The following is a 5,173-nucleotide window of genomic DNA, read 5'->3' on the forward strand; positions in this document are numbered from 1 at the left end:
TCGCCGAACTCTCCACCACCGGAACACCGGTCCACTGGGCGGCCGTCTACGCCGGAACCACGCCCTCCCACGTCCCCCTGCCCACCTACCCCTTCCAGCATCAGCACTACTGGCTGGCCGCCACCGGCCACCCCGGAGATGTCGGCTCGGTCGGACTGCGCGAAGCGGCGCATCCGCTGCTGGGGGCCGTGGTCAGCGTGCCGGACACCGGAGGGGTGCTGCTCACCGGGCGGCTGGCGCCGTCGGCGCAGTCCTGGCTGGCCGACCACATGCTGTCGGGCGTCGCCCTGGTGCCGGGTACGGCGATCGTGGAGCTGGCCGTACGTGCCGGGGACGAGACGGGCACCCCGGTGCTGGATGAGCTGGTCCTCGGCCGGCCCATGCTCCTTCCCGAGGACGGCGCGCTTCAGGTGCAGGTCCTGGTCGGCGCGGCCGAGGACGACGAGCGCCGTGCGGTGCGTGTCTACTCCCGCCTCGACGAGTCCGAGCCCTGGGTCGAGCACGCCTCGGGCGTGCTGTCCCCGCAGGTCGTCGCTCCCGCCCCGGCGGAGCGGCAGTGGCCGCCCGCCGGGGCGGAGCCCGTTGCCCTGGAGGGCTTCTACGACCGCCTGGCCGAGGCGGGTTATGAGTACGGGCCGGTGTTCCGCGGGCTCACCGCCGCGTGGACCCGCGACGGTGAGGTGTTCGCCGAGATCACCCTCGGCGAGGAGCAGCACGAACTCGCGGGCCGCTTCGGCATCCACCCGGCGCTGCTGGACGCGGCGCTGCACGCGAGCAACTTCTGCCCGGGCAACGAGCCCGGTGGCGCGACGTATCTGCCGTTCTCGTGGAACGGCGTGCAGTTGCACGCCGGCGGCGCCACCGCCCTGCGGGTGCGGGTCACCTCCACCGGGCCGGACAACCTGTCACTGCACGCGACCGATCCGCACGACGTGCCCGTGGTGACCGTCGGGGCGCTGGTGCTGCGGGAGACCTCCGCCGAGCAGCTCCGCGGCACATCGCCCGCCTCCAGCGCGGACGCGCAGTTCACCGTGGAGTGGACCGAGCATCCCCTGGCCCGGCACGAGGTGTCGTGGGCGGACCTGGACACCGGACGCGAGGACGGCGCGTGGCCGCCGGTGGTCGTGGCCGACACCCGGGCGTACGGCGCGGAGGGCGGCGGACTGCCGGAGCGCACCCGTGAGCTGACCGGCCGGGCTCTGACCGCGATACAGCGTCTGATCAGCGACGACGGGCTCACCGAAAGCCGCCTGGTGGTGCTCACTCAGGGCGGCATGGCGGTGCATGACGACGCCGAGGTCACCGACCCGGACGCCGCCGCGGTGTGGGGTCTGGTGCGCGCGGCGCAGGCCGAACACCCGGGCCGAGTGTGCGTGATCGATACCGATGACCGGTCCGCCGAGGCCCTGCCCGCCGCGCTGGCCACGGAGGAGCCCCAGCTCGCACTGCGTGGCGGAACCGCGTGGGTGCCACGCCTGGTACGGGCGCGCCCTGGACTGGCGGTACCGGCAGCCGCCGCGTGGCATCTGGACGTCACCGAACACGGCACGCTGGAGAACCTCGCCCTGGTGCCCCACCCCCGGGCGGAGGCGCCGCTGGAGGCGGGCCAGGTGCGGATCGCGGTGCGCGCCGCCGGCCAGAACTTCCGCGATGTGCTCATCGCCCTCGGGATGTACGAGGCGGAGATCGGCACCGAGGGCGCCGGTGTGGTGACCGAGGTCGGTCCGGGCGTGACGGACCTGGCCGTGGGCGACCGCGTGATGGGCATGCTGCCCGGTTCGTTCGGGCCGCTGGTGGTGGCGGACCGGCGGACGGTCGTACGGATGCCGCGCGGCTGGTCGTTCACGGCGGCGGCCGGGGTGCCGGTCGCCTATCTCACCGCGCTGTACGCGTTGCGGGACCTGGGCCACGTCCAGCCGGGCGAGACGGTGCTGGTGCACGCCGCCGCCGGTGGGGTCGGCATGGCCGCCGTACACCTCGCCCACCACTTCGGCGCCAGCGTCCTCGCCACCGCCCACCCCGACAAACACCACACCCTTGAACGGCTCGGTGTGCCCGAGGAACGGCGCTCCTCCAGCCGCGATCTCACCTACGCCCGGTCCTTCCCCGCCGCCGACCTCGTCCTCAACTCCCTCACCGGCGAACACATCGACGCCTCCCTGGGACTGCTCAACCCCGGCGGCCGGTTCATCGAGATGGGACGCACCGACATCCGGGACGCGGACGAGGTGAGCGCCGCCCATCCGGGCCGTACCTATCGCGCGTTCGACCTGGGCGCGGACGCGGGGCCGGACCGCGTCCAGGAGCTGCTGGTCGAGCTGGTGGGCCTGTTCGAGCAGGGCCTGATCCCCCCGCTGCCCACCCGGCCGTGGGACATCACCCGCGCCCCCGACGCGTTCCGCTGGATGAGCCAGGGCCGCCACACCGGCAAGATCGTGCTCACCCTCCCCCGCGCCCTCGACCCCGAGGGCACCGTCCTGGTCACCGGCGGCACCGGCACCCTCGGCTCCGCCATCGCCCGCCACCTCGTGGCACACCACGGCGTACGCCACCTGGTCCTCGCAAGCCGCCAGGGGCCGGACGCACCCGGCGCGGCCGACCTCCACGACGAGCTGACCGCACTCGGCGCGCGGACACGGATCACCGCCTGCGACATCGCCGACCGCGGCCAACTCGCCACGCTCCTCGGCGACATCCCGGCCGACCACCCCCTTACCGGCGTCGTGCACACCGCCGGCACCCTCGCCGACGGCACCATCACCACCCTCGACCGCGACCGCATCGACACCGTCTTCCGCCCCAAGGTCGACGCGGTCACCCATCTGCACGACCTCACGCGCCACCACGACCTGGCCCTCTTCGCCGTGTACTCCTCCGCCGCCGGAATCCTCGGGAACGCGGGCCAGGCCAACTACGCCGCCGCCAACACCTTCCTCGACGCCTTCGTGCAGCAGCGGCGCGCGGCGGGGCTGGCCGGGCTGTCACTGGCCTGGGGCCTGTGGGCGGAGACCAGCGACCTGTCCGCCGCACTGGTCACGGCGCACCGGGATCGCACCAAGGACGGTGTCGTCCGCCCGATGAGCACCGAGCAGGCCCTGAGCCTCTTCGACCGCGCCCTCGGTCTGGGGCTGTCCGTCGTGGTACCGGCGAAGCTGGACACCGCGAAACTGGATTCCGGCGCGCTGCGGGACGCACCCGCTCCGGGTGATCTGTCGCCGCTGCTCACCGGCCTCGTCCGGCCGACCCGGCGCACCCTGCGGTCCATCGCGGCCCCCTCGGCCGAGGGAGGTCTTGCGGCCCGGCTGGCGGCGCTGTCCGAGGCCGACCAGCACCGGCTGCTGCTGGACCTGGTACGGGACCACACGGCCACCGTGCTCGGGCACACCGGGAGGGACGCCGTGGACGCCCGGCGTGCGTTCAGCGAGATCGGCGTCGACTCGCTCATCGCGGTGGAACTGCGCAATCGGCTCTCCGGCGCGACCGGGCTGCGCCTGCCCGCGACGGTCGTGTTCGACTACGCGACACCGGAGGCGATGGCCACGCAGATGCGGTCGATGGTGGCCGGAGACATGGCCTCGCCGTCGACGTCGGCGGTGGTGCGGGCTGCGGCGGTGGACCCGGCGGACGACCCGGTGGCCATCGTGTCGATGAACTGCCGGCTGCCCGGCAAGGTCACCGACCCGGAGGGGCTGTGGGAGCTGGTGTTCCAGGGCCGGGACGCGATCGGCCCGTTCCCCTCGGACCGGGGCTGGGACCTGGAGACACTCTTCGACCTCGATCCGGACGCCGTGGGCAAGTCGTATGTGCGCGAGGGCGGATTCCTCAGCGGCGCCGGCGACTTCGACGCCGAGTTCTTCGGCATCTCCCCGCGTGAGGCGCTGGCGATGGATCCGCAGCAGCGGCTGCTCGCCGAGACCTCGTGGGAGCTGTTCGAGCGGGCGGGCATCGACCCGGTGTCCGTGCGCGGACAGGCCGTCGGGGTGTTCGCCGGGGTCATCGACCAGGGGTACATCGGCCACTCCGAGGCGTCCCCGCCGGAGTTGGAGGGGTACCTGATGACCGGCAGCACCACGAGCGTGGCCTCCGGTCGCGTGGCCTATCTGCTGGGCCTCGAAGGCCCCGCGGTGACGGTGGACACGGCGTGCTCGTCGTCGCTGGTGGCGCTGCACCTCGCCGTGCAGGCACTGCGGGCGGGCGAATGTTCGATGGCCCTCGCCGGTGGCGTGACGGTGATCGCCAAGCCCAGCGGTTTCATCAGCTTCTCCCGCCAGCGCGGGCTCGCGCCGGACGGCCGCAGCAAGTCCTTCAGCGAGGGCGCCGACGGCACGACCTTCAGCGAGGGCATTGGGCTGGTCCTGCTGGAACGGCTGTCCGACGCCCGTCGCAACGGCCACGAGGTGCTGGCCGTCATCCGCGGGACGGCGGTCAACCAGGACGGGGCGAGCAACGGCCTCACCGCGCCGAACGGGCCCTCGCAGCAGAGGGTGATCCGGCAGGCACTGGCGAACGCCGGGCTGTCGGCAGCCGATGTGGACGCGGTCGAGGCCCACGGCACCGGCACCGCCCTCGGCGACCCGATCGAGGCCCAGGCACTCCTCGCCACCTACGGGCAGGGCCGCCCGGGGGACGAACCGCTGTGGCTCGGATCGCTGAAGTCCAACATCGGCCACACCCAGGCCGCCGCGGGCATCGCGGGCCTCATCAAGATGGTGCTGGCGATGCGGCACGGCACGCTTCCGCGGTCCCTCCACGCCGAGGAACCCACCACCAAGGTGGACTGGTCGCAGGNTCCGCGGTCCCTCCACGCCGAGGAACCCACCACCAAGGTGGACTGGTCGCAGGGCGCGGTGTCGCTGCTGTCCGAGGCGCGGACGTGGCCGGAGACGGGGCGCCCGCGGCGCGCGGGGATCTCCTCCTTCGGTATCAGTGGGACGAACGCGCACGTGATCCTGGAGCAGGCGCCGGAAGGTGCCGTGGCCGAGGCGGAGTCGGACGGCGCGGGTACTCCTGGGCTGGTGGCCACCGGCGGGGTGGTGCCGTGGGTGCTGTCCGCCAAGAGCCCTGCGGCGCTGCGGGCTCAGGCCCAGCGTCTGGTCAGCCATCTGGAGTCCGGGAGCGACGTCGACCCGGTCGATGTGGGCTGGTCACTGGCCACCACCCGCGCCGCCCTGGA

Annotated in this window: 1 protein-coding gene; it reads left to right on the forward strand. The window is 73.3% G+C overall.

The features are described from left to right. Nucleotides 1–5,173 (forward strand): SDR family NAD(P)-dependent oxidoreductase (locus IEJ02_RS47335; RefSeq protein WP_191070437.1); only part of this gene is annotated, 5,173 nt, incomplete at both ends.

Source organism: Streptomyces sp. 5-10 (assembly GCF_014712245.1).
In the GTDB taxonomy this organism is placed as follows: domain Bacteria; phylum Actinomycetota; class Actinomycetes; order Streptomycetales; family Streptomycetaceae; genus Streptomyces; species Streptomyces violaceusniger.